We start from the raw sequence: 25,269 nt of genomic DNA, 5'->3' as shown, positions 1-25,269 counted from the left end.
CGGCCTCAGTCCGGGTAGTGGCAGGCCGCGGTGTGGTCGACGCCCGGGGCCGCGGGGAGGGCGGGGGGTGTCTCGGTGGCGCAGCGGGTGCGTTGGTCGGGGGTGAGGGTGGGGTGGACGGGGCAGCGGGTGCGGAAGGGGCAGCCGAGGTGGCGTTCGGCCGGGGAGGGCGGGTCGCCGGCCAGCAGGAGGCGGGGGCGGGCGCGTTCGGCGGGCGGGTCGGGGAGCGGGACGGCGGCGAGCAGGGCGCGGGTGTAGGGGTGGCGGGGGTGGTCGAGGACGCGGTCGGCGGTGCCGGTCTCGACGGTGCGGCCGAGGTACATGACGGCGACCCGGTCGGCGAGGTGGCGCACCACCGCCAGGTCGTGGGAGACGAACAGGTAGGCGAGGCCGAGTTCGGCCTTCAGCTGCTGGAGCAGGTTGAGCACGCCCGCCTGGACGGAGACGTCGAGGGCGGAGACGGGTTCGTCCAGGACCAGCAGGTCGGGGCGGACGGCGAGGGCGCGGGCGATGGAGATGCGCTGGCGCTGGCCGCCGGAGAACTCGTGCGGGTAGCGGTCGGCGTGCGCGGGGTCGAGGCCGACCTGGCGCAGCAGTTCGGGGACGCGGCGGCGGGCCTCCGCCTTCGGGGTGCGCTGGGCGAGCAGGGGTTCGGCGAGCACGTCGCCGACCGGCATCCGGGGGTCGAGGGAGGCCGCCGGGTCCTGGAAGACGATCTGGACGCGGGAGCGCAGCCGTCGGACGGCGGCCCGGTCGAGGGTGGCGGTGTCCTGGCCGAGGAGTTCGATCCGGCCGCCCTGCGGGGCGGCCAGCCGCAGGATCTCGTACAGGGTGGTGGACTTGCCGGAGCCGGACTCGCCGACCAGGCCGAGCGTCTCGCCCTGCCGGATGTCGAGGTCGACGCCGTCGACGGCGTGCACCTCGCCCGCCCGGCGGCGCAGCAGGCCGCCGCGGTGGCGGGGGAAGGTGCGGGTCAGGCCGCGGACGGTCAGGACGCTGTCGCGGGCGGCCCGCGGGCGCGGGACGGCGGCGGGCAGGGCCGGGACGGGGTAGACCTCGGCGGGGGCGGGCCGGGTCGCGGCGAGGTGGTCGGCGCGGACGCAGGCGGCGCGGTGCTCACCGGGGCCGGTGCCGGTGCCGGTGAGCGGGGGTTCGGCGGTGCGGCAGCGGTCCTCGGCGAGCGGGCAGCGGTCGGCGAACGCGCAGCCGGGGCGGGCGGGTTCACCGGCGGCGGGCGGGCGGCCGGGGATCGGGACGAGCGGGCCGCCGCGGCCGTCGGGCCGGGGGACGGCGCCGATCAGGCCGAGGGTGTAGGGGTGCCGGGGCGCGGCGAACAGCTCGTCGACGGGGGCGGTCTCGACGATCCGTCCGGCGTACATGACGGCGACCCGGTCGGCGCTGCCCGCGATCACCCCGAGGTCGTGGCTGACCAGGACGAGGGCGGCGCCGCTCTCCCGGCGGGCGGTGCGCAGCACGTCGAGGACCTGGGCCTGGATGGTGACGTCGAGCGCGGTGGTGGGTTCGTCGGCGAGCAGCACGTCGGGTTCGTTGGCCACCGCCATGGCGATCATGGCGCGTTGGCGCATGCCGCCGGAGAACTCGTGCGGGAAGGCGTCCAGGGCGCGGGCCGGGTCGGGGATGCCGACCAGGTCGAGGAGGTCGGCGGCGCGCTTGCGGGCGGCGGCGCGGCCGACGTCCTGGTGGATCCGGACGGCTTCGGCGATCTGGTCGCCGATCCGGTGGACGGGGGTGAAGGCGGACAGCGGGTCCTGGAAGACCATCGCGATGCGGCGGCCGCGGACGGCGGCGAGCTGCCGGGCGGGCAGGCCGAGCAGTTCGCGGCCGTCCAGCCGGACGGAGCCGCCGGTGCGGGCGGTGGCGGGCAGCAGGCCGAGGACGGCGAGCGCGGTGACGGACTTGCCGGAGCCGGACTCGCCGACCAGGCCGAGCGTCTCGCCGCGGTGCAGGTCGAGGTCGACGCCGCGGACCGCCGGGTGGCCGTCGAAGTCGACGGTGAGGCCGCGGACGGCGAGCAGCGGGGCGGTCGGCGGGGCGGACGGCTGAGTGGTCGGCGGGGTGGTCACGGGGTGCTCCGGCTGGCAGGGGTGGTGGAACGGCGGCGGCTTCCGCGCCGGGGGCGGTGGCGTCCGGCGGCGGCCGTCGGGTCGAGGGCGTCGCGCAGGCCGTCGCCGACCAGGTTGACGGCGAGCACGAACAGCACCAGCAGCCCGGCGGCGAAGTAGAACAGCCAGGGGAAGACGGGCGCGTCGGCGGCTCCGGCGGCCAGCAGGGTGCCGAGCGAGACGTCGGGCGGGCGGACGCCGAAGCCGAAGTAGGAGAGCGCGGCCTCGCTCATCACGGCGCCGCCGACGGTGACGGTGGCGTCGATGATCAGGAAGGAGGAGACGTTCGGCAGGACGTGCCGCCAGATGATCCGGAACGGTCCGACGCCCATGTACCGGGCGGCGGCGACGAATTCGCGCTCGCGCAGCGAGCGGGTCATCGAGCGGACCACCCGGGCGGTGACCATCCAGTTGAAGACGGCGAGCAGCAGCACGAAGGCGATCCAGCCGCTGCCGCGCAGTCGGGGCGAGAGCACCGCGATCACCAGGAAGGCCGGGAAGATCAGCAGCAGGTCGACCAGGAAGGTCAGCACCCGGTCGGTCCAGCCGCCGAAGTAGCCGGCGCAGGCGCCGACCAGCGAGGCCAGCCCGGTGGAGAGGACGGCCACCAGCAGCCCGATCACCAGCGACTTCTGCAGCCCGCGGACGGTCTGCGCGAACACGTCCTGCCCGAGCCCGTTGGTCCCGAACCAGTGTGCCCCGGACGGGGGTTGGCGTAGGTGGGCGTAGTCGGGCGCGGCGTAGTCCCAGGGCGTCAGGTACGGCCCGACGAAGGCCAGCAGGAACAGCAGCCCGAGCACGACCAGCCCCGCCAACGCCCCGCGCGAGGCGGCCAGCCGGGCGGCGGCCAACCGCAGCCGCCCCCGCGGTGCGACCGGTTCGTCGGTCAACTGCTGCGCGACAGCCGTGAGTTCCGCGCTCATGCGGTCACCGTCCCGAGAGGGAGCGCCGACTGCTCCGCAACGGAGGAAAGTTCGTGTCTCATGCGGCCCGCGCCCGGGGGTCGAGCGCGGCGTGCAGGGCGTCGGCGAGGAAGCCCGCGGCGAGGACCACCACGGCGGCGAAGAGGTTGACCGCGGCCACCGAGTTGACGTCCTGCTCGTTGACGGCCTGGATGAACCACTCGCCCATGCCGTGCCAGCCGAAGATGGTCTCGGTGAAGGCGGCGCCGGTGAACAGGCCGAGGAAGGCGTAGGCGAACATGGTGGTCATCGGGATGACCGCGGTGCGCAGGCCGTGCTTGAGCAGGGCGCGGCCGCGGGTGAGCCCCTTGGCCTCTGCGGTGCGCAGGTAGTCGGCGCCGAGCACGTCGAGCATGGTGGCGCGCTGGTAGCGGCTGTAGGTGGCGAGGCCGCCGAGGGCGAGCGAGAGGGTGGGCAGCAGCAGGTGCAGCGCCCAGTCGGCGAGGTGGGTGCCGATCCCGCCGGCCAGGTTGGGCGTCTCGTAGCCGGTGAACGGGATCACCTCGTGCCCGGCGGCGTTCTTGGCGGCGATGGCGCCGTTCTTGAGCAGCAGTGCGAGCAGGAAGACCGGGGTGGAGAGCAGCACGAAGGAGAGCACGGTCAGCGCCCGGTCGGAGAGCCGGTACTGGCGCACCGCGCTCCAGGCCCCGGCGGCGACGCCGAGCAGCATGCCGAGCAGGCTGCCGACCAGCAGCAGCCGCAGCGAGACCCAGATCCGGCGGCCGAACTCCTCGTTGACGGCGGTGCCGTGGATGGTGCGGCCGAGGTCGCCGTGCAGCAGGCCGTTCGCCCAGGTGCCGAAGCGTTCGACGACGGGGGTGCGGTCGTTGAGGTTGAGCGCGGTCAACTGCCGGTCGACGGCGGCGGCGGAGGGGCGGGGCTGCTTGGCCTCGAAGTAGGCGCGGGGGCCGAGCGCGGTGCCGGTGAGGGCGTACGAGAGGAACACCGCTGCGGTCAGCAGGGCGGCGTAGTAGCCGAGCCGCCCCGCGAGGTATCGCGTCACGGCCTGCCTCCGGTGTGGTTCGCACACCTGGGGAACATGGTCATTTGCCTTCGCTAGTACGGGTTTTGACGCACTTTCGCGCAGCAGTTGTACGCCACGCCGGGCGGTCCGTCCAGGGCCGCCGCACTGACGGGTCCGACCGGTCCGGCGAACCCGCTGGTCACAGCTGATCAGACGGGTACGGACGGGGTGTTGCGGCGGTGTTGCGCCGCGTTTCGTTTCGATCAGTTCTGCGCACGACCCCCTGGTGGGCCGACTGACGGGCTGTTACGTTCGGCCCGTCGGCACCGACTTGGCTGCCCACCATCAAGCGCCGCCACACCCGACGGCCCCCGACTCTTCGAAATCCGAGGACTCCCCCGATGCGCACATCGTCCGCGATCCGCCGCTCCGGCCGCACCGCCGCCGCGGCCCTCGCCGTCCTGCTCGCCGCGACCGCCTGCAGCTCGGCGGGGGGATCCGGCGACGTGGCCAAGACCGTGGCCCCCACCGTGGACGCCGAGGACAACAACCCGCAGCCGCCGGAGAACCTCAAGGACGGCGGCGAGCTGCGCCTCCCGCTCCAGCAGTGGATCACCCAGTGGAACCCGTACCAGGTCGACGGCAGGTACGGCGACGCGGTGGAGATCATGGGCTACACCGAGGCCAAGCTCTTCCGGGTCGACGCCAAGGGCGTCTTCCACCCCGACCCCTCGTACCTGGCCTCCGCCGAGGTCACCTCCACCTCGCCGCAGGTGGTGACGTACAAGCTCAACCCGAAGGCGGTCTGGTCGGACGGCACCCCGATCGGCTACCGCGACTTCGCGGCGGTCTGGAAGACCTCCAACGGCAAGGACCCGGCGTACAACATCGCCGACCCCTCCGGCTACGAGCAGATCTCCGCCGTCGAGCAGGGCTCGGACCCGAGCGAGGTCAAGGTCACCTTCGCCGAGCCGTACGCCGACTGGCAGAACCTGTTCAACCCGCTGCTGCCCGCCGCCGGGCTCTCCACCCCGCAGGACTTCAACGAGGGCTGGGTGGAGAAGACCCCGCTCTTCGGCGGCCCGTTCGTGGTCTCGAACGCCGACAAGACCGCGCAGACCATCACCCTGACGCCCAACCCGCGCTGGTGGGGCCCGAAGCCCAAGCTGGACCGGATCACCTACCGGGTGCTGGACGCCGCCGCGATCACCCAGGCGTTCCTGAACAACGAGATCGACCTGGCCTCGGCGGGCAGCGCCGCCTCGTACGGCCAGCTCAAGGACGCCCCCGACGCGGCGATCCGCACCGGCACCCCCTGGGACGAGGTGCACATCTCCTTCGGCGGCAACGGCCCGCTCGCCGACCAGAAGGTCCGCCAGGCGCTCGGCCGGGCGCTGGACCGCGCCTCGCTGATCAAGATCGCCAACAAGGGCGTCCCGGTGGAGTTCAAGCCGCTGGACAACCACCTGTTCATGACCAACCAGAACGGCTACCGCAACAACTCCGGCGACTGGGCCTCCTACGACCCGGCCACCGCGAAGAAGTGGCTGGACGAGGCCGGGTGGAAGGACGCGGGCGGCACCCGCAGCAAGGACGGGCAGCCGCTGGAGCTGCACTACGTACTGAGCGACGGCTCCAACCAGGCGCAGACCGACCTGGCCACCGCCGCGCAGAACATGCTCCAGCAGGTCGGCGTCAAGCTGGTCGTCGACAAGGTGCCCAGCAAGGAGTACTTCACCAAGTACGTCAACCAGGGGAAGTTCGACCTGGCCAGCTGGCGCAACACCGACTCCTTCCCGCTCTCCCAGACGGTGGCGATCTACCGCGCCCCGCAGGGCGACAACGTGTTCGGCAACTACTCGAAGCTCAGCACCCCCGAGATCGACACCCTGCTGCGCAAGGCCGCCGCCACCCTCGACCCGGCACAGGCCGCCGAGCTGTACAACCAGGCCGACGCGAAGATCTGGGAGCTCGGCCACACCCTGGAGCTCTACCAGCGCCCCAGCATCGTCGCCGTCCGCAAGGGCCTGGCCAACTACGGGGCGGGCAGCCTCGCCAGCACCGTGATCACCTCGGTCGGCTGGCAGAAGTGACCGCCCGGGCCGGTGCCGTCCGCCCCGGGCGGCACCGGCTCAGTGGTGCTTGAACTCCTCCAGGGCCTCGAACACCGTCCGCCGCATCGCCTCGCCGCCGACGTGCCCGGAGTCGTCGAAGACGTGCAGCCGGGCGTCCGGCCACGCCTTCGCCAGCTCCCAGGCGGTCTGCACCGGGGAGCCCATGTCGTAGCGGCCGTGCACCAGCACGCCCGGGATTCCCGCCAACCTGTGGGCGCCGCGCAGCAGTTGGTCCTCCGCCAGCCAGGCGCCGTGGCTGAAGAAGTGCGCGCAGATCCGGACGAAGGCGATCCGGTCGTCCGCCTCCCGGGCGCTGTACATGCCGGGGACGCCGTTCGGCTCGTCCGAGATCACCGCGTCCTCCCAGGCCAGCCAGGCGTCGGCGGCGGCCGCCCGCACCGCCCGGTCCGGGTGCTCCATCCGGCGCGCGTAGGCGGCCAGCAGGGCGTACACGTCGCCGTCCCAGACGTGTTCGGGGACGGCGGCCCGGAAGCGGTCCCAGGCCTCGGGCTTGAAGGCCGACACCCGGTGGTAGAGCCAGTCGGTCTCGGCCCGGCGGGTGGTGGTGACCGCCTGGAGGACGATCTCGCTGACCCGCTCCGGGTGCTGCTGCGCGTACGCCAGGATCAGCGTGGAGCCCCAGGAGGCGCCGTCCAGCAGCCAGCGCTCGATGCCCAGGTGCTCGCGCAGCCGCTCCATGTCGTCGACCAGGTGCCGGGTGGTGTTCAGCGCCAGGTCCGCGGCCGGGTCGCTCGCGTGCGGGGTGCTGCGCCCGCAGTTGCGCTGGTCGTAGCGGACCACCCGGTAGCGCGCCGGGTCCCACGCCCGGGTCGGCCGGTCCGGCGTCCCCGCGCCGGGGCCGCCGTGCACGTACAGGGCAGGCTTGCCGTCGGGGTTGCCGAGTTGCTCGTAGTAGACGCGGTTGCCGTCGCCGGTGTCCAGGAATCCGCGGTCGTAGGGGACGGTCGGCGGGTGCAGGAGGTCGTCCAGGGGGGTCGCAGGCATGACGGACGATCCTAATCGCCCCGTTCCAGACGGCAACTGATTAACCGCCAGCGCCTCGAGGGCCTCAGGCGGCGCCCGACGGCACCTCCGCCGCCGCCCAGCGGAAGCCGTCCAGGTCGGTGAACGCCTCCGTCCCCGCGGCGTTGACCGTGAGCCGGTGCGAGCCGCCGCCCTCGGGGGCCACTCCCAGGTCCTTGGCCAGCGCCTTGCGGCGGTAGAGCGCGAGTTTGACCCGGCCCTCCCCCGCCGCGAACTCGGCGTACACCCGGCCGAAGCCCTTGGCCACGGTGAAGCCCCGCTCGACGTAGTAGCGCTTGGTCGCCGCGAAGTCCGCCACCCCGATCAGCAGCACGACCTCCGCGACGCGGCGGGTGGCCGGTCCGGTGCTCTTCTTCGCCGAGGTCGCCAGCTTCCAGATCGCCCCGTCCGGGGCCTGCACCACCGCGCCGTAGCCCCACAGCGACTTGGCGGCGGGCTTGAGCACCGTCGCCCCGGCGGCCACCGCCGAGGCGGTGAAGCTGTCCACGTCCGCGGGCTCGGGCACGGTCAGGGCGAGCGTGAACCCGCGGAACCCCTCGGTGGGTTCGGTCGCGGCCCGCAACCGCAGCAGGCCCTCGTCGAGGCCGAACGCGTCGGCGTAGAAACGTGCGGCGGCCTCGGGGTCGGCCGCGTCCAGGGTGATGCTCTCGATGTCTGCCATGCCCACCACGCTAGGCTCCACCGCCCGCCCGGGGCTTCTCGATTCCTGACCGGTGCCCCGCGGGCCCCTGCCGGTACGCCCGGGCGCCGGGCGCGCGCTCAGCGCCACCGGGCCAGGACGCGGGCGCGGCAGGACGCGCAGGCGTGCACGCCACGGGGGCCGTAGCGGTTGATCGGGGCGCCGCAGCCCGCGCAGGGGCCGACGTGGGCGACGTGGCAGTCGAGCGCGGCGGCAGCCCGGTGGCGCTGTTCGGGGGTGACGACCAGGCCGCGGCGGCTCTGGCGGGGGACGGTGAGCAGCCGTTCCGGGACGCTGTCGCGGGTGTGCAGGGTGACCGCGTCGGCGTGGCCGTCCCGCGGCCGGGCGCGGTGGCGGGTGCGGGGGCGCGGGTCGTCGAAGGCGAAGTCCTCCTCGCCGTAGCGGCAGACCCGGTCCAACTCCTCACCGGGGTGGCTGACGCCCGCGTCCGGGGCGGGGGCGGCGGGCGCGGGCCGGTCCTCCTCGGCGAAGGTCTCCCGCCAGCGGTCCCGGTCGGCGACCGGGACCCACATCCGGGCGACGGCGGAGGCGTCGGTCTGCAACGGCACCCGCATCGGGACGAGTTCCCCGGCCGCGCTGGCCCCGACCAGTTCGTCCACGTCGGTGGGCGGCCTGCTCGGCAGGCACAGCGCGGGCAGGTACCAGCCGGTGTGCAGCCGCCCGCACCACGATCCGTTCAGCGGGCAGGCGCGGGCGCTGCCGCGCAGGCACTTCCACTGCTGCAGGTGCCGCACGCCCGCGCGCACCGCCATCGGCGCGCGGGAGGCGATCCGCTGCCACGGCAGGTCGTCGACCCGGGCCCACGGCGCCCGGTCGACCGGCGCGGCCCGCTCGTCGCAGGTCACCCAGAGCGGCACGATGCCGTGCTCGGCGGCGGCCCGCGAACGGCGGCGCACCGTCTCGGCGGTGACCGGCGCGTACGGGCCGGTCCAGCCGATCCGCAGCCCGCCCGGCCCGGTGACCAGCACGTCGCTGCGGGCCCGGCCGCCGGTGCGGGCGCCGACCTCGTACCGGCAGCCGTGCCGGTCGGCGGCACGGGCGATCCGCTCCTGCAGGGCCTTGCGCCGGTCGCCCTCCACGGTCGGCGGGCGGGCAGGTGCGCGGCGACCCAGGTGGTGCGGGTACCGACGGTGACCCGCCGGACGTGCATCCACGGGGAGCGTTCCCCGCCCTGTTCCTCCGCCCCGCAGCGGCCCTCGCGGTGGTGCTGGAGGCACTGCAGGAGGTGGCGGTCCCGCCGCTCGACCGGCGCGGTGATCTCGGCGAGCAGGCCGGGGCGGTCGGGGTGGCCCAGGTCGGGCCGGGTGAGGTTGATCTCGATGCCGTACACGGTGTGGAACACGCCGTTCGCCATGACCCGAGATTAGGGCGCTTTTCCCCGATTCCGACCCGGAATCGGGAAACGCCGTCCACCGGTCAATTGAACGGCTTTCCCAAACCTCGGCAATGCGGCGAGATCGCGCCGTTCTCGGACCGTTCCGTTTTCCGGGAAGGCGCTTTCCGGGCCGCATTCAGTCGCGGACGCCGACCGTGCGGCCCGCGGCGTGGAACAGGGCCATCGGCAGCACGCCGACGGCCAGCCCCAGCAGCGCCCCGCCGGGGTGCCGCACCGGGTGCGCGCCCAGCAGGCAGAGCCCGGCGAGCGCCAGCCCCGCCCAGCCGGCCAGCACGTTGGCCAGCGGGGAGGTCCCGAAGACCGTCGGGAACCGCTCCGCCGCGATGCCCTTGGTGAAGTGGGGGTACGCGTTCGCGGCCAGCAACCCGGCCAGGAACGCGAGCAGTACGGCCTGCCACATGTGTCGGTCTCCGCCCCTCCGCAGTGCGACCCGCCGGACCGGCCGGTGCGCCGGACTCTCGAGCCCTAGAATCGGAGTCGTGACTCCGATTCGACGATACGGACTGGCCACTCCGTTTTCAAGGGGCGGTCGATGACCGCCGACCGCCCCCTGCGCGCCGACGCGCAGCGCAACCGCGCGCGGGTCCTGGCCGCGGCCGAACAGGTCTTCGCCGAACGGGGCACCGCCACTTCGACCGAGGAGGTCGCCCGCGCGGCGGGCGTCGGGGTCGGCACCGTCTTCCGGCACTTCCCGACCAAGGAAGCGCTGCTGCGGGCCCTCGTCCTGGCGCGCCTCGCCCGGATCGCCGCCGAGGCCCGCGCGCACGCCGCCGCGCCGGACCCCGGGGCGGCCTTCTTCGACTTCTTCGCCGCCACCGTCCGCAGCTCGGCGAGCAAACTCGAACTCGTGGACGCACTGGCCGAGTTGGGCGTCCACCCGAACGAGAGCGTCGCCCCGGTCGCCGCCGAGCTGACCGAGGCCGTGGCCGCCCTGCTGCAGCGGGCGCAGCAGGCGGCGGCGGTGCGCGCGGACGTCGGGGTCGGCGATGTCGTCGCCCTGCTCGCCGGTGCCTCCCAGGCCCGTCGCCACACCCCCGGCGACCGCCCGCTGACCGTCGTCCTCGACGGGCTGCGCGCCCCGGGCGCCCCGTAGCGACCGCCGCGCGCTCCCGCGCGGGAGGGAAGCGTCAGGCCTGCCCCAGCGCGGCGCGCAGCCGTCCGCGGGTGGCGGCGGCGGCCTCCCGGGTGACGGGGTCGTCGCTGTCGAGGGCGTCGCCGAGCAGCAGGTCGGCGGCGGCGACCACTGCCGCGGGCAGCACGACCTCGCGCAGGCCGAGCAGTTGGGCGGCGGCCTGGTGCCCCAGCGACGCCTGCGGTCCCTGCGGTGCCTGCTGTCCCTGCGGCGCTTGGCGTCCCTGCGGCGCCTGGTGTCCGAGCGAGGGCGGTCCGGCGGGTCGGCCGTGCGGGTCGGCCGGGTCGGGGACGCGCGGGGGTGCCGCTGCCGGGTGGCCGCCCTGCGGGCGGCGCGGTTCGTTGATCACGGGCATGTTCCGTCCAACGGGTCACGGCCCGCGACGGTTACGCGGGCGGGCTGGTCGGGTGGTCGGGCCGGGTGGTCGGGCCGGTGGCCGGTCGGAGGCCGGTCCGCTGCTCAGGAGGCGTGCAGGCCCCGGACGGCGGCGGGTGCGGGCCCGCCGAGCGCGGGGCGTTCGGGGCGCGGGGCGAGCGTGCGGACGGCGGCGGGCGGCCGGGCGGAACCGGCGGTGTGCGCGGCCCGGATCCACCGGGCCAGCACGTGGGCGAACTCCGGTCCGATCGCGGCGGCGTGCTGCAACTGGTCCAGGTCCCCGGGCCGGAGCGGCACCCCGGCTTCCGAGAGGGCGGCCAGCAGGGGTTGCAGCAGCGTCCACTGGAGGCGGACCACGGGCAGCGGGCTGGTATGCGCAGGCTCTGTCACGCCCGGTCCAACTCCCCGCCCCCACCGGGGTCACGGCCCGTCCGCCCGGTTCCACCACAGGGTGCAACGGCGGCCCCGCGGACGCGGCCGTCAGCCCGGCCGCGGGGCCGTCAGCCCAGGTGCAGGGCGGCCAACCGGTGCAGCGCCAGCGCGCCCAGCAGGGCGGCCCCGGCGGCGAGCAGGGCGGCCGCGAGCGGGTACGGGCCGCCCGCCCCGGCCCACAGCGCCCCGGCGGCCGTCAGGGCGGCGAGCAGGGCGACGGCCAGGGCGAGCGGGCGCGGACGGTGGGCGAGCCGGACGGCCCGCCCGGGCGGGCGGCCGAGCCGCCGGTCCAGCCGGGGGTCGGCCCGGCGCAGCTGGCGCTCGATCTCCGCGAGCAGGACGCGTTCCCGGGCGGTCAGTCGGGTGTCCATCGGGTCTGCCACCTCTCGGGGCGGGGTTACGGGGTGCGGGTGCGGGTGCGGCCGGCCGGGCGTCAGCCGGGCAGTGCGCTCCGCCGGGTGGTGGGCGCGGCGGGCCGGGCCCACCGCGTGTACCCCTCCCTGCGGAAAGCTTTCGCCGCCGGGCCGGGCGGCGTCCGCTCGCAGCGCTGGTGCAGCGTTTCGGGGCACGGGCCGTCCCCATCCGCCCCGGCCGCGGCTCCGAATCCCGGTCGTCGTGCGGTGAACGAGGAGGAGGTCCAGGTGATCGAGGTGGTGCGGGAGATGCGGACGGCCCGCCCGGCGGGCGAGGTGCTGGCGTACCTGGCGGACTTCGCGCACGCCGCGGAGTGGGACCCGGGCACCGCGGAGTGCGTCCCGCTGGGGTCGGGCCCGCCGGTGCCGGGGGCGCGGTGGCGGAACGTGTCGGTGTTCCGGGGGCGGCGCACCGAGCTGGTGTACGAGCTGGTGGCCCGGGAGTCGGACCGGCTGGTGTTCGTCGGGCGCAACGGGACGGTCACGGCCACCGACGAGATCGTGGTGGACCCGTCCCCGGAGGGGTCCGGGGCGGTGGTCCGCTACCGGGCCCGGCTGCGCTTCCACGGGGTGGCGCGGTTGGCGGAGCCGTTCCTGCGGCGGGAGTTCGGGCGGTTGGCCGACGCGGTGGAGCAGCGGCTGCCCGCGGTGCTGGACCGGCCCTGACCGTCGGCGGGCCGGGCTCCCCCGTTCGGAGCAATCCGCGCGGACGGCGGCTCCGAATGCCGGGCACGAGGGTCGCCGAGGGCGGCCCGGGAGCAGCGGGGAGGACCCACGTGACGACACTCGGCACCGTTTCCACCGGAGGCGCCGTCCCTCCGCCGCCGCGCCGCCCGTCGGGGGTGCGGCGGGTGGCCGTGGTGGGCGCCGGGGTGGCGGGGTTGAGCGCGGCGTACGCGTTGGCGCGGGCCGGGGTGACGGTGGAGCTGTTCGAGGCGGAGGGGCGCCTCGGCGGGCACGCGCACACCCAGCGGACCACGGCGGCGGACGGCCGGGAGCTGGCGCTGGACACCGGCTTCCTGGTGCACAACACCCGAACGTACCCGGAACTGGTGCGCCTGTTCGGTGAGTTGGGGGTGCGCACCCAGGACAGCGACATGAGCATGTCGGTGCGCTGCGAGGGCTGCGGGCTGGAGTACGCGGGCGCGCGCGGCCCGGCGGGGCTGCTGGCGACGCCGGGCGCGCTGCTCCGCGGCCGGTACCTGCGGATGCTCGGCGAGGTGCCGCGCTTCCACCGGCTGGCGCGCGCCCTGCTGGCCGATCCGGGGCCGGGCGACCCGAGCCTGCGCGAGTTCCTGGAGCGGCACGGCTTCTCGCCGTACTTCGTGGCGCACTTCATGACGCCGGTGGTGTCCGCGGTCTGGTCCTGCGCGCCCGACCTCGCGGGGGACTACCCGGCCCGCTACCTGTTCGCGTTCCTGGCCAACCACGGCCTGCTGAGCGTCACCGGATCGCCGACCTGGCGCACCGTGGTCGGCGGCTCGGCCGCGTACGTGGCGCGGATCGCGGAGCAGGTCACCGCCCGGTCCGGCACCGTGCACCACGCGGCGCCGGTGCGCGCGGTGCGCCGCCACCCGGACGGCGTCACGGTCACCACCGAGGACGGGCGCTGGACCAGGGCGGACGCCGTGGTGGTGGCCACCCACGCCGACCAGGCGCTGCGGCTGCTGGCCGACCCGACCCGGGCCGAGCGGGAGGTGCTGGGCGCGTTCGGGTACGCGCGCAACCCGACGGTGCTGCACCGGGACGCCTCGGTGCTGCCGCGGGCGGCCTGGGCGCAGGCCTCCTGGAACTACCGGATGCCGGGCTGCGACGCCCCGTCCGACCGGGTCCGGGTCAGCTACCACCTCAACCGGCTGCTGCGGCTGGGCGGTTCGGAGGACTACCTGGTGACGCTGAACGAGGACGAGCGCTCCCCCGTCCCCGAGGAGCTGGTGGTCTCGCGCACCGTCTACGAGCACCCGGTGTACACCGCCCGCACGGTCGCCGCGCAGCGGCGGCTGCCCGAACTGGCCACCGGCCGCACCGCGTTCGCGGGCGCCTACCACGGCTGGGGGTTCCACGAGGACGGCTGCCGCTCCGGCCTGGCCGCCGCCGACCGGCTGCTCGCGACGGTCGCCCCGTGAGCCCGACCGCCCCCTCCCGCGCGCCGCTGCCCGGCCCGTGGGGCGCGCTGCTGTACGAGGCCCGCACCACGCACGTCCGCGCCGAGCCCCGCCGGGTGTTCCGCCACCGCTTCCCGCTCTGGCTGGTCGACCTCGACGCGCTGCCGCGACTCCCGTGGCCGCTGCGCCCGTTGGCCCGCTTCCTGCCCCGCGACCACGCCCTGCACCCCGGCTCCCCCACCCTCCGCGCCGACCTGGAGCGCGACCTCGCCGCGCACGGCCTGCAGCTGGGCGGCGGCCGGGTGCTGATGCTGGCCCAGGCCCGCTCGCTCGGGCACGTGTTCAACCCGCTCACGGTGTACTGGTGCCGGGACGCGGCGGGCGCGCCGCTGTGCACCGTCGCCGAGGTCCACAACACCTACGGCGGGCGGCACCGCTACCTGCTGCGCCCGGACGCCGCCGGGCTGGCCGGGGTCGCGAAGGACTTCTACGTCTCGCCGTTCCTGCCGCCCGACGGCCGCTACCACCTGCTGCTGCCCGAGCCCGCCCCGGACGGCGCCCGCCTGCACCTGTCGGTCCGCCTGGAGCTGCCCGGCGGCCCGGCCCTGACCGCCACCGTCTCCGGCACCGGCCGCCCCGCGGGCCCGGCCGCCCTGCTGCGCAGCGCCCTGCGGTACCCGCTGGCGACCTTCGCCGTCAGCCTGCGGATCCGCGCCCAGGGCGTGCGGCTGTGGCTGCGCGGCCTGCCCGTCCACCCCCGTCCGTCCGCCGAACGGGCGGCCCGCCCGTGACCACCGAACCGCTCCGGAGAGGCCCCGCCCCGATGACCACCGCCCCCACCACCGCCACCCCGTTCCTGTCCCCCGCCGTCGATCCGCTGCGCTGGCCGGACGTCGCCCGGGTGCCGCACGCCCCCGTGCGGGCCGCGGCGGCCGGGTGGCTGCTGCGCCGGGCGGCGGCCCGCCGCGGACTGCGGGTCGAACTGCCGGGCGGGCGGCTGCTGCGGCCCGCGCCGCCGGGGGCGCCGGTGCTGCGGCTGCACCGGCCGGAGGCGTTCGCGCACCGGCTCGGCACGGGCGGCCTGATCGGCTTCGGCGAGTCCTACCAGGCGGGCGACTGGGACAGCCCGGACCTCGTCCGCCTGCTGACCGCGCTGGCCGCCGACCCGGAGACCCTGGTGCCGCCCGGCACGGCGGCGCTGCGGCGGCTGTACCTGCGGCGGACCCCGACCGAGGAGCTGTCCACCACGGCCAACGCCCGGCGCAACGTCCACCGGCACTACGACCTGTCGAACGAGCTGTTCGCGCTGTTCCTGGACCCGACCATGTCGTACTCCTCGGCGGTGTTCTCCGCGCCCTCCCCCGCCACCCGCTGGAGCGACCTGGTGCCCGCCCAGCACCGCAAGATCGACCGGCTGCTCGACCTGGCCCGGGTCGGCCCCGGCACCCGGCTGCTGGAGATCGGCACCGGCTGGGGCGAACTCGCCCTGCGCGCCGCGGCCCGCGGCGCCGAGGTGGTCACCGTGACGCTCTCCGCCGAGCAGCTCGCCCTGGCCCGCCGCCGGATCGACGGGGCCGGGCAGTCGGCCCGGGTCGACGTCCGGCTGTGCGACTACCGGGACGTGCGGGGCGAGTTCGACGCGATCGTCAGCGTGGAGATGATCGAGGCCGTCGGACGCCCGTTCTGGCCCGCGTACTTCACCGCCCTGGACGGGCTGCTCGCCCCCGGCGGCCGGGTCGCCCTGCAGGCCATCACCATGCCGCACGCCCGGATGCTGGCCAGCAGCGGCACGTACACCTGGATCCTCAAGTACGTGTTCCCGGGCGGGCAGATCCCCTCGCTGCGGGCGATCGCCGACACCGCCGCCGCGCACACCCGGCTGCGGGTGGTCGGCGCGGACGCGTACGGGCCGCACTACGCGGAGACGCTGCGGCTGTGGCGGGAGCGGTTCACGGAGCGCGCGGAGCAGGTCGCGGAGCTGGGCTTCGACGCGGTGTTCCGGCGGATGTGGGAGCTGTACCTGGCGTACTCGGAGGCCGGGTTCCGCTCCGGCTACCTGGACGTCCACCAGGTGCTGCTGAGCCGGGACGGCCTGCGGTGAACGCCGCCGCGTTCGCCACCGGCGCGGCCGCCTCCGCCGCCGCGGTGCTGGCCGTGATGCTGGCCGCCTTCGCGGTCGGGCTACGCACCGGCCGCCACCGCGGCGTGGACGTCGCCTGGGGCCTGGCCTTCGCCGCCGCCGCGCTGACCGGCTGCGCGCTGTCCGCCGGGTACGGCGACGGGGGCCGCCGGGCGCTGGCCACCGCCCTGGTGACGGTCTGGGGCCTGCGCCTGGCCGCCCACCTGTGGTGGCGGGCCCGCGGCCTGCCCGAGGACCCGCGCTACGCCCGGATGCTCGCCAGGGCCCCGGCCGGGGCGCCGCGCACCCGGTATGCGCTACGGATCGTCTACCTGCTGCAGGCCGCCCTGGTCTGGTTCGTGGCCCTGCCCGTCCTGGCCGCCCAGTACCTGCCCGACCCGCCCGGACCGACCGCCTGGGCGGGCACCGCGCTCTGGGCGGTCGGCCTGTTCTTCGAGGCCGTCGGCGACGCCCAGCTCGCCCGCTTCAAGGCCGACCCAGCCCACCGCGGCCGGGTCATGGACCGCGGCCTGTGGCGGTACACCCGCCACCCCAACTACTTCGGCGACGCCTGCGTCTGGTGGGGCCTGTTCCTGCTGGTCGCCGACCACCCGGTCGGCTGGGCGTTCGTCGGCAGCCCGCTGCTGATGACCTGGCTGCTCGCCTTCGGCAGCGGCAAACCGATGCTGGAACGCCACCTCGCCACCACCGACCGCCCGGGCTGGGCGGAGTACACCGCCCGCACCAGCCCGTTCCTCCCCCTTCCGCCCCGCAGCCCCCGCAGCCGCTGAACGCCCGCCGCCCCGCCCCGCACCGGTGATCGGCCCCTCGGCGGTCGCCGCCCGGGAGCGCCCCTTCGGGCCCGGGTCGGGCTGGACTGAGGGCCGGGCTGCCGACGAACGGACCCGAGCAGCCACGCCCCCGCGGCACGCAGCGCGACGTCCGAGGGCCGTCCCGGGCGGCCGGGCGGCCTCCGGGTCGGTGGGGGCCGGTCGGGAGCACCGGCCGTTCCCCGGGCTCCGGGCGGAGGCCCGCAGCTGTACCGGCAGGACGGCGGGGCCGGGGCCGGTCAGGGTCACCGACCGGCCCCGGCCCCCTCCTCAGCCGAACGGCAGCAAGAGCACCGGCGCCCCGCTCGGGTGCGCGGAGCCGCCCGCCGGTTCGAGCGTGACGCCGACGCCCGCCGCGCCGTCGAGGGCGCCGCTGAGCAGTAGGGTGCCGCTGCCGGTGGGGAGCAGACCGGCCGGGCGCATGGTGCCCGCGTCGTCGTACCAGAGCTGGTAGGCGCGTCCGGGACCGGGGGCGGGGAGGCCGGTGGCGAGGAAACCGGCCTGGCCGCGGGCGGCGGACCAGACGACGGTGCCGGTGCCGCCCCCGGTGGCGGCGGCGGTCGCGGTACGGGCGTCGGGCGCGGTGAGCAGGGCGGCGACGGTCTCCTGCTGGCGGGCGAGGGCGGCGGCCCGGTCGCGGGCCCGCCCGGCCTCCCGGTGCTGCTGGACGGCGACCGCGCCCGCGCCGAGGGCCAGCGCGAGGCAGGCCGCGAGGGCGAACCGCGGTGCGCGGCGGGCGGGTCGGACGCGGGGCGGGGCCGTCCGGGCGAGCTGCGGGGCCTCCTGGCGGACGCCGGGCAGCGCGGCCAGCACCCGGGCCTTCAGCTCCGGCGGCGGGGCGACCGTCTCGGCCGCCCCGAGCCGGGCCAGGGTGGCGGCGAACTCCGCCGTCTCCTGCGCGCAGGACGGGCAGTGGCCGAGGTGGTGTTCGAAGGCATCGCGTTCCTCCGGGTCGAGGGCGTGCGCGGCGTACGCGCCGGTCAGGGTGTGCGGGTCGAGGGTGTTCACGCGTTCACTCCCAGGCAGTCGCGCATCCGGATCAGGGCGTCGCGCATCCGGGTCTTGACGGTGCCGAGCGGCGCGCCGAGCACCTGGGCGACCTCGGGGTAGCTGTAGCCGCGGTAGTACGCGAGGGTCAGCGACTCGCGCTGGAGCTCCGTCAGCGTCCGCAGGCACCGCCGCACCTGTTCCCGCTCCAACCGGCCCTCGACCTGTTCGGCGACCTCGTCGTACGGGCTGCCGCCGTGCGAGGCGGCCGCGGCCCGCCGGTCGCGGTCGGCGGCGGCCTGCGCGGAGCGGACCCGGTCGACGGCCCGCCGGTGCGCGATGGTCAGCACCCAGGGCAGCACCTCGCCGCGCTCGGCCCGGTAGCGGGCCGCGGTGCGCCACACCTCCAGCAGCACCTCCTGCGCGACCTCCTCGGACTGCGCGGCGTCCCGCACCACCCGCCGCACCAGCCCGAGCACCGGCCCGGCGACGGCGTCGTACAGCGCGGCGAACGCCTCCTGGTCGCCGCGCACCACCCGCGACAGCAGCTCTCCCAGGTCGGGCCCGGGCCGCCGCGGCGGGGCCAGCGACACCACCCGGCTCATCCCACCACCGCGCAACGGACGTTCCCGCACTCCACCACCGGCACCGGGGCCTCCCCTACGGCGGCCGGAACCCCCGGCCGCGGCGAATCGACAACACGTCTCCGCCCCTCTTCGTCACGGCCGCCCGTCCGGATTGCCCCGTCCCCGCACCACTTCCACCGCGGCCGGGCCACCACGGCAGCGTCGTCACCGCCCGGCTAGGGTCGTCCCGGGCCGTGTTCAGCTGCGGACGGTGCTCGCCCGAGGAATCGCCGCAGGGCCGGGGAGGGGTGCTGCATGTTCGCCGGGGGAACCGCGCGGTTGCTGGTCACGAACGACGGTGAAGCGCCGCTGGAGCTGACCGTCGAACCCTGGGCGGAGACGTACCGGATCCAGCGGCAGCAGACCTGCGTCGTTGTCACCCACTCCCCCGCGGCGGACGGTTCCTGGTCCGGGACGCAGCGCGGGGACGAACCCTTCCAGGTGGTGCATCGCCCGGATTCGGTCACGGTGTGGGCCAACGGCCACTGCTTCCACCTCGCCGACCCGGCGGGTCGCCCAATCGACGCGGCCGACCGGCAGTGCCCGGCCCGGGGTGCGACCCCCTGAAGCGCGCCGAAGTCGCCGGTGGGTCGTCAGGAGGCTTCCAGGACGCGGGTGATCAGGCCCTCCACGTCCAGGTGCTCGCCCTCGCGGCCGGCCGGGACGAGGGAGTAGCACTCGACCAGGAAGCCGGTGACGATCTCGGCCGGGATGCTGACCACCGCTTCGCCGGTGCCGCCGTGCAGGGTGACCAGCACCTCGCCCACGGCGCCGGGACGGACGGTGACGTCACCGTGCCCGGCGGGGGCGAGGCGTCCCTCGTTGAGCAGGTCGCGGCCGAACACCCACTCCACGGCGTCGATCCGGCCCACCGGAGGGAAGGCCAGCCGGACGGCGTACGGCAGCGAGGTGTCGAAGTGCAGCCCGGCCTCCACCGCCAGGTCCGGGTGCGGGCTGTGCGGGAGCGTGACGGTGGTGGACCAGCAGGTGGCGACGGCCATGCGGGCGGCTTCCTTCCAGACGGCGGCGGCGACGGTGCCGAAAGGTGACGGCAGGACCCCGACTACCCGCCGGGCCCGGAGATCCGCACATCGACGCAGAACCTTCACCGATGCCCTGCGCTCACCACACGAACGGCCCAGTCCGCTGACGGTGGGATGTGCTGGAGTGGGGCCGTCGATCATGACGGAGGAGAGGACCGACGTGGGCATGGACCGGACGCAGTGGCGGGAGTTCCTGGAGCTGTGGAGCACCGAGTGGATCACGGCCGAGCAGGCCGACCCCCGGGCGGCCCCGCTCGACCCCGAGGTGCTCCGGGACGGCTGGCTCGGCTTCTCCCCCGCCACCGAGGCGGAGGTCGCCGCCGCCGAGGCCCGCCTCGGCCGCCCGCTGCCGCCCTCGCTGCGCGAGTTCCTGCTGGTCAGCAACGGCTGGCGGGACGCCGGGCCGTTCATCCAACGGCTGGCCGGCACCGCCGAGTTGGACTGGCTGCGGGACACCCCGGAGCGCCACTGGATCGACATCTGGGAAGAACTGGCCGGCCTGACCGAGGAGGAGAACGAAGAGGCGGACGACCAGGACGACGAGGACGAAGAAGAAGACGAAGAAGAGGACGAGGACGAGTACGACGAGGTCGCGGTCGCCGAGGCCCGGATCCTGGCCCGTTCGCTGCGGCTGTCCCTGGCCGGCGACGCCGCGGTGATGCTGCTCGACCCGGAGGACGTGGACGCGGACGGCGAGTGGGCGGGCTACTGGCTGGCGTCCTGGTCCGGCAGCGGGCCGCAGCGCCACGCGTCCTTCACCGCGCTGATGCGCGCCCAGTGGCGCACCGTGCACGCGCTCCACCGGCCCGCCGGGCCGACCCGGGACCACTGGGACGCCGAGGTGGAGCGCGCCCGCCGGGCGGCGCTCGCGGGCGAACTCGACCTCGCGCTGGACCTGCTGGGGCAGGCCGAGGGGTTCGGTCGCCCGCGGGCCCGACTGCTGCTGCTGCAGTTGCGGCTGCTGCTGGACGGTTGGCGGACCGGGAAGCGCGGCCTCCCCTGGAGCCTGCGGGACGCGGAGCCGTTCCTGGCCGAACCGCTGCTGACCGAGGGCTTCCTGCCGCTGCTGGTCCGGCTGGTCCGGGAGGCGGAGGAGCACGAGCCGTACACCCTGGACAAGCTCCGCGCGAACGGCCCGCAGCCGCTGCGCACGGCGCTCGCCGAGTACGAGGCGATGACCGAGCCCGGTTTCCGGTTCCGCTACGGGCCACCGGAGTTCGACGCGGCCGTGCACGCGGTGCTGGACGGGCTCGCCGCGCACCTGGACGAGCAGCGGGCGGCCGCCGAACAGCGGGCGGCAGCCGAGCGGGCGGCCCGGCCGAGCGGGGGGTTCACCATCAGGGTGACGTCCGCGCCCATCGACCCGGCCGCGGCCGAACTGCTGGCGGCCCGGCTGGCCGACGGGCCGCGCACCGAGCCGCCGGTCGGGTACGAGCCCTTCCCGGTGGAGCCCGTCCCCCACCCCGGCCGTCCCCGGCCGGAGTTCGCACCGGAGGCCGCCGAGCGGGCCTGGTCCGACCTGCTGGCGGCGCTGCCGCTGTGGCGCCCGGCGGGCCCGGACCACCTGGCGCCGGTCTCGCTGCTGGCCGATCCGCTGCTGGGCGAGCTGATCACCCCCGAGCGGGCCCGGGCGCTGCTCTCCCTCCCGCGCGGCTGACCGCCCCGCCCGACCACCGCCCCGCCGTGGACCCCGCCGCAGGCAGCGCGCGTGCCACCGCACCTCACGGGCGACTTCGCACCTGAAAGCGCGTAAGTTCGCTGCTGGGCGGCGTCCAGTACCGGGCGCCGCCGTTGGTCGAGCGAGAACGGGTACGAAGATGGCTCAGGTTGTCCGGGGTGTGATCGCGCGTGCGAAGGGGGCGCCGGTGGAGGTGGTGCCCGTCGTGGTGCCGGATCCGGGGCCGGGTGAGGCGGTGGTGCGGGTGCAGGCGTGCGGGGTGTGCCACACGGACCTGCACTACCGGGAGGGCGGGATCAACGACGAGTTCCCGTTCCTGCTGGGGCACGAGGCGGCGGGCGTGGTGGAGTCGGTCGGCGCGGGCGTGTCGGACCTCTCCCCGGGCGACTTCGTGATCCTCAACTGGCGTGCGGTGTGCGGAAGTTGTCGGGCCTGCAAGCGCGGCCGGCCGTGGTACTGCTTCGCCACCCACAACGCGGGGCAGAAGATGACGCTGGAGGACGGCACCGAGCTGTCCCCGGCGCTGGGCATCGGCGCCTTCGCGGAGAAGACGCTGGTCGCGGCGGGCCAGTGCACCAAGGTCGACCCGGCGGCGTCCCCGGCGGCGGCGGGTCTGCTGGGCTGCGGGGTGATGGCCGGTCTGGGTGCGGCGATCAACACCGGCCAGGTGGGCCGGGGCGACAGCGTCGCGGTGATCGGCTGCGGCGGCGTGGGCAACGCGGCGGTGGTGGGCTCCCGGCTGGCCGGGGCGGGCACGATCATCGCGGTGGACGTGGACGACCGCAAGCTCGCCACCGCCCAGCGCCTGGGCGCGACCCACACCGTCAACTCCCGCGCGGTGGACGCGGTGGAGACGATCCGCAGCCTGACCGGCGGCCACGGTGCCGACGTGGTGATCGACGCGGTCGGCCGCCCGGAGACGTACCGGCAGGCGTTCTACGCCCGCGACCTGGCGGGCACCGTGGTCCTGGTGGGCGTGCCGACGCCGGAGATGCGGCTGGAACTGCCGCTGCTGGACGTGTTCGGGCGCGGCGGCGCGCTCAAGTCGTCCTGGTACGGGGACTGCCTGCCGGAGCGGGACTTCCCGATGCTGATCGACCTGTACCTGCAGGGGCGGCTGGACCTGGACGCGTTCGTCAGCGAGACGATCCCGCTGGACGGCGTGGAGGAGGCGTTCGCCCGGATGCAGCGCGGCGAGGTGCTGCGCTCGGTGGTGGTGTTCTGATGGCGGCCCGGATCGAACAGCTGGTCACCTCGGGCGAGTTCAGCCTGGACGGCGGCACCTGGCAGGTCGACAACAACGTGTGGATCGTCGGCGACGACACCGAGGCGGTGGTGATCGACGCGGCGCACGACGCGGCGGCGATCCACGCGGCGCTGGGCGGTCGGCGGCTGCTCGCGGTGGTCTCCACCCACGCCCACAACGACCACGTGGACGCGGCGCCCGCGCTGTCGGCGCTGAACGGCGGCGCGCCGGTGCTGCTGCACCCCGCGGACCAGGTGCTGTGGCGGCGGACCCACCCGGACCGCGAACCGGACGCCGCGCTGGCCGACGGCCAGGAACTCCCCGTCGCGGGCACGGTGCTGACGGTGCTGCACACCCCGGGCCACAGCCCGGGCGCGGTCAGCCTGTACGCCCCGGAGCTGGGCACCGTCTTCACCGGCGACACCCTGTTCGCGGGCGGCCCGGGCGCCACCGGCCGGTCGTTCTCGGACTTCCCGACCATCGTCGCCTCGATCCGCGAGCGCCTGCTGACGCTCCCCCCGGAGACGGTGGTCCGCACCGGCCACGGCGACTCCACCACCATCGGCGCGGAGGCCCCGCACCTGCCGGAGTGGATCGCCCGCGGCCACTGAGCCCCGGCCCGACCTCGCCGCCCCGACGGGTCGGCCCGACCGGCCGATCCGACCTCCGCCGGAACGGCGCGGGGCCCGCACGACGTGCGTCGTGCGGGCCCCGCAGGGGCGGTGACGGGAGGTCAGACCCGTTCGGCGCGTTCCCGGCGGCCGATCTCCCGCACCTCGTCGAAGGCCCTGGCCAGGCCGCGGCGCAGCGCGGCGGAGGCGGGCCGTTCGATCAGGCGGTGGATCAGCCAGGCGAACACCAGCATCGAGACGGTCAGCACGCCGACCAGGACGTAGGCGTTGACCCGGCTGTGGAAGTGCCGGATGACCTGCCAGCCGAACTGCTCGTGGACGAGGTACAGCGGGTAGGTGAGGGCGCCCGCGCTGACCAGCCACTTCCACTGGATCCGGTCGAACCAGCCGACCGCGACGCCGATCATCACCACGAAGGCCAGCGTGACCAGGGCGAAGGCGACGTCGTAGGAGACCTTCTGCCAGTAGTAGTCGGCGACGATGAAGCGGAGCTGGTTCTGCGCCTGCATCCAGCAGAAGCCGACCAGGCCCCACAGCAGCAGGTTCCCGCCGAAGCGGTGGATCATGTAGAGCGCGACGCCGGCGATGAAGTAGGGCGCGTACCGGGGGAAGAAGATCCCGTCGAGGACCTGCCAGCCGGTGGAGGTGGCGAGCAGCGCGAGCAGCAGCCAGCCGCAGCAGAAGGACAGCACCTTGCGGTAGGTGAGGCCGCCGATCGCCATCAGGCCGAACAGGATGTAGAAGCGCAGCTCGATCCAGAGCGTCCAGTAGACGCCGTCGACGTCCATCCCGCCGGTGCCCTCCTGGACCATCGTCAGATTGGTGATGACGTTGGAGTAGGAGCCCTTGATCAGGCCCTCGTTCCAGGGGACGCGGACGAGGAACGCCACGGCCGCGAGGAACAGCACGCTGAACCAGTAGGCCGGGAAGAGCCGGGTGATCCGGGAGCTGACGAAGCTGCCGAGCGGGCGGCCCCAACTGGACATGCAGATGACGAAGCCGCTGATCAGGAAGAACATCTCGACGCCGACCCAGCCGTAGTTGGCGAACCGGTGCAGCGTGGGCATGTAGGTGCCGGCCTTGCCGCCCCAGACCGCGGGGTCCCGCTCGATGCCCGCGTAGTGCCAGCTGAGCACGGCGAGGGCCGCGCACAGGCGCAGTCCGTCGAGGATGTACAGGCGGGGGCGCGCGGTGCGCGCGGCGGGGGGCCTGGCCGGGGAGGCGGCCGGCTGGACGGGTACCGCGGGGGCGGGTGTCGCCGGTGCGGCGAGGCTGCTGTCGGGTGGCATGGGAAAGGTGCTCCCGGGTGGGTGGGTGGCGGACTTTCGTCCGCTGATGTGGTGTTCTCGCCCCGGTGGGCCGAAGGTGCGTTCGATCACCGGGTGGGGGATTCGAGCACTTTATCTGACACGAACACCACATGGGCATAGCGGTCGGGAATCTTCACGCCGTCACCGACCGCCCGGTCACCCGGTCGCTCAGTCGCTCAGTCGCCGAAGCGGATCCCGGTCAGCCGTTCGCGGGAGGCCACGTCGGCGAGCAGCACCGAGCGGGCGCCGGGGAAGGCCGTCCGTCCGCGCCGTTCCAGGGCGGCCAGCAGGCGGGCGGTGCGGCGGACGTGCAGCCGGAAGGTGCGGGGGGCGGCGGTGCGGGCGCGGGCGCGCTGGCCGGCCAGCGCCTCGGCGGGGCGGACGGCGAGCAGCACCACGTGCAGCTCGCGTCCGCTGCGCCGGGCCCAGTGCGCCAGGGCGCGGCGCATCCACCAGCGGCTGCCGCAGTCGTGCACCAGCAGCGGCCCGGGGCGGCGGAAGGCGGCGCGGGTGCGCAGCAGGTGCAGGAGGCGCACGGCGGGGCGGTAGACGGGGTACGGGAGGGCGGCGGGCATCCGGGCCTGGCAGGCGAGGCGGGTGGTGCGCGGGTCGATCAGGGTGGCGGGGGCGTCCCAGCGGCGCAGCAGGGTGGACTTGCCGCTGCCGGGGACGCCGCCGACCAGCACGGCGGCGTCCGGCCCGTAGCGGAGCACCAGCGGTCCGCCGGGGCGGCCGCGCAGGTCGGCGACCTCGCCCGGGGCGTACCCGGTGACCTGCACGTGCGTCTCCCCCGTCGTCGCGGCCCTGGCGTCCGGGCAGCCTACCGGGGGGTTCCCTCCTCCATCCTGATCGCCCCTCCCGGGCAGGCGGCGACGGCGTCGGCGACCTCCCGGGCGAGCGCGGCGGGCGGACGGGGGTCGAGCAGGAGGACGGTGCCGTCCTCCTCGCGCTGGTCGAACACCTCGGGGGCGGCGAGGACGCACTGTCCGGCGCCGCAGCACCGGTCGGGGTCGACGTGGACGATCACGGGGATTCCTC

27 protein-coding genes are annotated in these 25,269 nt (G+C 75.4%); 11 read left to right on the top strand and 16 right to left on the bottom strand.

Annotation, left to right across the window (positions count from 1 at the left end; all coding sequences use genetic code 11):
* Positions 1–5: 5 nt before the first annotated feature.
* The 3 genes from ACFY00_RS20045 to ACFY00_RS20035 are packed head-to-tail and all read right to left on the bottom strand — an operon-like array spanning position 6 to position 4,088.
* Positions 6–2,084 carry a dipeptide ABC transporter ATP-binding protein gene (locus ACFY00_RS20045; RefSeq protein ID WP_388032837.1) on the bottom strand — a complete coding sequence of 693 codons (2,079 nt, stop codon included), beginning with the start codon at positions 2,082–2,084 and terminating at the stop codon, positions 6–8.
* Positions 2,081–3,046, bottom strand: a complete 966-nt coding sequence (locus tag ACFY00_RS20040; RefSeq protein WP_388032836.1) for an ABC transporter permease — start codon at positions 3,044–3,046, stop codon at positions 2,081–2,083. Before ACFY00_RS20040 ends, ACFY00_RS20045 begins: the two co-directional genes overlap by 4 nt.
* 58 nt (positions 3,047–3,104) lie before the next feature.
* Complete coding sequence (locus ACFY00_RS20035; RefSeq protein WP_388032835.1) at positions 3,105–4,088, bottom strand: ABC transporter permease; 984 nt, start codon at positions 4,086–4,088, stop codon at positions 3,105–3,107.
* 362 nt (positions 4,089–4,450) lie between these two features.
* On the opposite strand from ACFY00_RS20035, the gene ACFY00_RS20030 reads away from it, so the two are divergent.
* The gene (locus ACFY00_RS20030; RefSeq protein ID WP_388032834.1) at positions 4,451–6,142 is read left to right on the top strand and encodes an ABC transporter family substrate-binding protein; all 1,692 of its coding nucleotides are present in this window, start codon (positions 4,451–4,453) and stop codon (positions 6,140–6,142) included.
* A gap of 39 nt (positions 6,143–6,181) precedes the next feature.
* Here the strand turns inward: ACFY00_RS20030 and pip are convergent, their stop codons facing one another.
* The 4 genes from pip to ACFY00_RS20010 all read right to left on the bottom strand — a co-directional run bounded on the left by pip (position 6,182) and on the right by ACFY00_RS20010 (position 9,703).
* Positions 6,182–7,168, bottom strand: coding sequence for a prolyl aminopeptidase (gene pip / locus ACFY00_RS20025; protein WP_388032833.1), 987 nt, complete (start codon positions 7,166–7,168; stop codon positions 6,182–6,184).
* A gap of 64 nt (positions 7,169–7,232) precedes the next feature.
* Positions 7,233–7,868, bottom strand: coding sequence for a VOC family protein (locus ACFY00_RS20020; protein ID WP_388032832.1), 636 nt, complete (start codon positions 7,866–7,868; stop codon positions 7,233–7,235).
* A gap of 98 nt (positions 7,869–7,966) precedes the next feature.
* Entirely contained in the window at positions 7,967–8,986 is a 1,020-nt protein-coding gene (locus ACFY00_RS20015) for a hypothetical protein (RefSeq protein WP_388032831.1), read from the bottom strand.
* A 432-nt stretch (positions 8,987–9,418) separates the two neighbouring features.
* Positions 9,419–9,703 carry a hypothetical protein gene (locus ACFY00_RS20010; RefSeq protein ID WP_388032830.1) on the bottom strand — a complete coding sequence of 95 codons (285 nt, stop codon included), beginning with the start codon at positions 9,701–9,703 and terminating at the stop codon, positions 9,419–9,421.
* Positions 9,704–9,835: 132 nt separating this feature from the next.
* Between ACFY00_RS20010 and ACFY00_RS20005 the strand changes: the two genes are divergently transcribed.
* Complete coding sequence (locus tag ACFY00_RS20005; RefSeq protein ID WP_388032829.1) at positions 9,836–10,396, top strand: helix-turn-helix domain-containing protein; 561 nt, start codon at positions 9,836–9,838, stop codon at positions 10,394–10,396.
* Between the two features lie 34 nt (positions 10,397–10,430).
* Here ACFY00_RS20005 and ACFY00_RS20000 read toward each other — a convergent pair whose 3' ends face one another.
* From ACFY00_RS20000 to ACFY00_RS19990, 3 genes are all read right to left on the bottom strand, one after another.
* Positions 10,431–10,784 (bottom strand): hypothetical protein, encoded by a 354-nt coding sequence (locus tag ACFY00_RS20000; RefSeq protein WP_388032828.1) that lies wholly within the window; start codon positions 10,782–10,784, stop codon positions 10,431–10,433.
* A 110-nt stretch (positions 10,785–10,894) separates the two neighbouring features.
* Positions 10,895–11,200, bottom strand: coding sequence for a hypothetical protein (locus ACFY00_RS19995; protein WP_388032827.1), 306 nt, complete (start codon positions 11,198–11,200; stop codon positions 10,895–10,897).
* A 110-nt stretch (positions 11,201–11,310) separates the two neighbouring features.
* Entirely contained in the window at positions 11,311–11,613 is a 303-nt protein-coding gene (locus ACFY00_RS19990) for a DUF3040 domain-containing protein (RefSeq protein ID WP_388032826.1), read from the bottom strand.
* Between the two features lie 249 nt (positions 11,614–11,862).
* Here ACFY00_RS19990 and ACFY00_RS19985 point away from each other — a divergent pair, with 249 nt between their 5' ends.
* From ACFY00_RS19985 to ACFY00_RS19965, 5 genes are all read left to right on the top strand, one after another.
* Complete coding sequence (locus ACFY00_RS19985; RefSeq protein WP_388032825.1) at positions 11,863–12,321, top strand: SRPBCC family protein; 459 nt, start codon at positions 11,863–11,865, stop codon at positions 12,319–12,321.
* A 185-nt stretch (positions 12,322–12,506) separates the two neighbouring features.
* Entirely contained in the window at positions 12,507–13,781 is a 1,275-nt protein-coding gene (locus ACFY00_RS19980) for an NAD(P)/FAD-dependent oxidoreductase (RefSeq protein WP_388032824.1), read from the top strand.
* Positions 13,778–14,551, top strand: a complete 774-nt coding sequence (locus tag ACFY00_RS19975; protein ID WP_388032823.1) for a DUF1365 domain-containing protein — start codon at positions 13,778–13,780, stop codon at positions 14,549–14,551. The genes ACFY00_RS19980 and ACFY00_RS19975 overlap by 4 nt, the downstream gene beginning before the upstream one ends.
* Before the next feature lie 32 nt (positions 14,552–14,583).
* Positions 14,584–15,861, top strand: coding sequence for a class I SAM-dependent methyltransferase (locus ACFY00_RS19970; RefSeq protein ID WP_388032822.1), 1,278 nt, complete (start codon positions 14,584–14,586; stop codon positions 15,859–15,861).
* A gap of 56 nt (positions 15,862–15,917) precedes the next feature.
* The gene (locus ACFY00_RS19965) at positions 15,918–16,670 is read left to right on the top strand and encodes a DUF1295 domain-containing protein (protein ID WP_388032933.1); all 753 of its coding nucleotides are present in this window, start codon (positions 15,918–15,920) and stop codon (positions 16,668–16,670) included.
* A gap of 309 nt (positions 16,671–16,979) precedes the next feature.
* Here the strand turns inward: ACFY00_RS19965 and ACFY00_RS19960 are convergent, their stop codons facing one another.
* Entirely contained in the window at positions 16,980–17,717 is a 738-nt protein-coding gene (locus ACFY00_RS19960) for an anti-sigma factor domain-containing protein (protein ID WP_388032821.1), read from the bottom strand.
* Positions 17,714–18,301 (bottom strand): ECF RNA polymerase sigma factor SigK, encoded by a 588-nt coding sequence (gene sigK, locus ACFY00_RS19955; protein WP_388032820.1) that lies wholly within the window; start codon positions 18,299–18,301, stop codon positions 17,714–17,716. Before sigK ends, ACFY00_RS19960 begins: the two co-directional genes overlap by 4 nt.
* Positions 18,302–18,577: 276 nt before the next feature.
* On the opposite strand from sigK, the gene ACFY00_RS19950 reads away from it, so the two are divergent.
* Positions 18,578–18,889 carry a hypothetical protein gene (locus ACFY00_RS19950; RefSeq protein WP_388032819.1) on the top strand — a complete coding sequence of 104 codons (312 nt, stop codon included), beginning with the start codon at positions 18,578–18,580 and terminating at the stop codon, positions 18,887–18,889.
* A gap of 26 nt (positions 18,890–18,915) precedes the next feature.
* On the opposite strand, the gene ACFY00_RS19945 is transcribed toward ACFY00_RS19950, so the two are convergent.
* On the bottom strand, positions 18,916–19,323 hold the full coding sequence (locus tag ACFY00_RS19945) for an SsgA family sporulation/cell division regulator (protein ID WP_388032818.1): 408 nt from the start codon (positions 19,321–19,323) through the stop codon (positions 18,916–18,918).
* 181 nt (positions 19,324–19,504) lie between these two features.
* Between ACFY00_RS19945 and ACFY00_RS19940 the strand changes: the two genes are divergently transcribed.
* The 3 genes from ACFY00_RS19940 to ACFY00_RS19930 all read left to right on the top strand — a co-directional run bounded on the left by ACFY00_RS19940 (position 19,505) and on the right by ACFY00_RS19930 (position 22,900).
* Entirely contained in the window at positions 19,505–21,022 is a 1,518-nt protein-coding gene (locus ACFY00_RS19940; protein WP_388032817.1) for an SMI1/KNR4 family protein, read from the top strand.
* 160 nt (positions 21,023–21,182) lie between these two features.
* The gene (locus tag ACFY00_RS19935) at positions 21,183–22,268 is read left to right on the top strand and encodes an S-(hydroxymethyl)mycothiol dehydrogenase (RefSeq protein ID WP_388032816.1); all 1,086 of its coding nucleotides are present in this window, start codon (positions 21,183–21,185) and stop codon (positions 22,266–22,268) included.
* Positions 22,268–22,900, top strand: coding sequence for an MBL fold metallo-hydrolase (locus ACFY00_RS19930; protein WP_388032815.1), 633 nt, complete (start codon positions 22,268–22,270; stop codon positions 22,898–22,900). Before ACFY00_RS19935 ends, ACFY00_RS19930 begins: the two co-directional genes overlap by 1 nt.
* Before the next feature lie 122 nt (positions 22,901–23,022).
* Here the strand turns inward: ACFY00_RS19930 and ACFY00_RS19925 are convergent, their stop codons facing one another.
* From ACFY00_RS19925 to ACFY00_RS19915, 3 genes are all read right to left on the bottom strand, one after another.
* Positions 23,023–24,210, bottom strand: a complete 1,188-nt coding sequence (locus tag ACFY00_RS19925) for an acyltransferase family protein (protein WP_388032814.1) — start codon at positions 24,208–24,210, stop codon at positions 23,023–23,025.
* Positions 24,211–24,407: 197 nt separating this feature from the next.
* Entirely contained in the window at positions 24,408–25,010 is a 603-nt protein-coding gene (locus ACFY00_RS19920) for an AAA family ATPase (protein WP_388032813.1), read from the bottom strand.
* A gap of 41 nt (positions 25,011–25,051) precedes the next feature.
* Positions 25,052–25,258 carry a ferredoxin gene (locus ACFY00_RS19915; RefSeq protein ID WP_388032812.1) on the bottom strand — a complete coding sequence of 69 codons (207 nt, stop codon included), beginning with the start codon at positions 25,256–25,258 and terminating at the stop codon, positions 25,052–25,054.
* Between the last annotated feature and the right edge of the window lie 11 nt (positions 25,259–25,269).

The sequence above is a fragment of the Kitasatospora sp. NPDC001540 genome (genome assembly GCF_042894345.1).
In the GTDB taxonomy this organism is placed as follows: Bacteria; Actinomycetota; Actinomycetes; order Streptomycetales; family Streptomycetaceae; genus Kitasatospora; species Kitasatospora phosalacinea_C.
Note: the sequence above shows the minus strand (reverse complement) of the source record. Positions and strands in the feature narration are given on the sequence as shown.